This window comes from Embleya scabrispora DSM 41855 (assembly GCF_000372745.1).
Taxonomy (GTDB): domain Bacteria; phylum Actinomycetota; class Actinomycetes; order Streptomycetales; family Streptomycetaceae; genus Embleya; species Embleya scabrispora.
The window spans coordinates 1-1,363 of record NZ_KB889653.1 but is presented as its reverse complement, the minus strand read 5'-3'; the positions used below and the strand labels follow the sequence as shown (position 1 = coordinate 1,363).

The 1,363-nt window shown below is 61.6% G+C and carries 1 protein-coding gene; it reads right to left on the bottom strand.

Features of this window, described 5'->3' with window-relative positions; genetic code table 11:
• A partial coding sequence (locus tag A3IC_RS0116335) for a reverse transcriptase domain-containing protein (RefSeq protein WP_020551122.1) occupies window positions 1-669 on the bottom strand: 669 nt, incomplete at its 3' end.
• Between the last annotated feature and the right edge of the window lie 694 nt (window positions 670-1,363).

Genomic DNA, 1,363 nt, shown 5'->3' with positions numbered 1-1,363 from the left:
AGGGAACTTCCGTGCCATCCAGGCGTCGAACGCGTAGTGCAGGAACAGGTTGGCGAGCACGGGTGAAACGGCGGATCCCTGGGGGGTTCCACAGTTCCGTTCGGCATGCGAACCGTCGGGCATCCGCACGGGAGCGGCCAACCACCGCTTCACGTAGAGGACGACCCAGGGCTGGTCGGTGTTCGCCTCCACCGCCTTGACGACAAGATCCCAGGGCACGCTGTCGAAAAACTTCCGGATGTCGAGATCGACCACCCAGTCGAACGTCCAGCAACGCTCCCGGCACCTTCCCACCGCGTCCAGCGCCGACCGATTCGGCCGATACCCGTAGGAGTCGTCATGGAACCTCGGTTCCACGACCTTTTCCAGTCGGGCGGCCACAACGGTCTGCGCAATCCTGTCCGCGACAGTGGGTACTCCGAGAATCCGAGTACCCCCGCCGTGTGATTTCGGAATCTCCACCGCCATCACCGGAGGCGGAAAATAGCTGCCCGACGACATCCTATTCCAGATCCGATACAGCTTGTTCTTCAGATCCGCTTCGAACATCTCGATCGAGCAGCCGTCCACCCCCGGCGCGCCCTTGTTGGCCCGCACCTTCAGATAAGCCTCCCACACCTCCTGTTTCGAAATATCGAACGACTTGCTCTGTGGTCTCTGTTCGTCCACAAGACTCCTCCCAGGGTTCTTTCCCTGGTTGATCGAATGTACGAACCACGGCCGAGCCGACCCCTTCGCTTCCCTCCCACCGCATCAAGCAGGAGCATCCTCGCTACTACGGGCCGGTCCGCCCGCGCATCCCGCGACGGTACTCACTCCCTCGCGCTTCAAACGCTTGGGGAACTCCCTGTCGCCCCGCCCCTTTTTCGGGCCGGGATCGTATCGGGACACGCGTTCCCACGTTCCACACAGGAGCCGCAGATCAAGCTCGCGCCACCTCCACGCCGGGCACCGCCTGGCCAATACATCGGGCACCCGCCAGACTCATCCCGGGCCAAGCAGTAACACCCGGTTCTGATGCCACTTTTCTAAATAACGACGCTTCGACAGTGAATCCCAGTCGGGATTTTCAATGCAACGCCTTCTTGATCCCCACCTGACACCTCATGGATGCCTTTTCCCTCGTCGCTCACCACGACGGTCTTCAGCCAACGCAGCAGAGGGCGGTTTGGAGCCTCCCCCCGAAGGGCGGCTCCGAAGGGCCTTCAATTCCTTCATCTCCTGTGCAGCACCGCGTTCGGTCGTTGCTACCTCACACGACCTCCTGCGTTCGTGGCACACCCGCTTTTTTCAGGAACGCGTTCTCCTCGCGGAGCTTCCTCAGTTCATGTTCCAGCTGCCGCTCGCGGTCCGATTTCGGGCT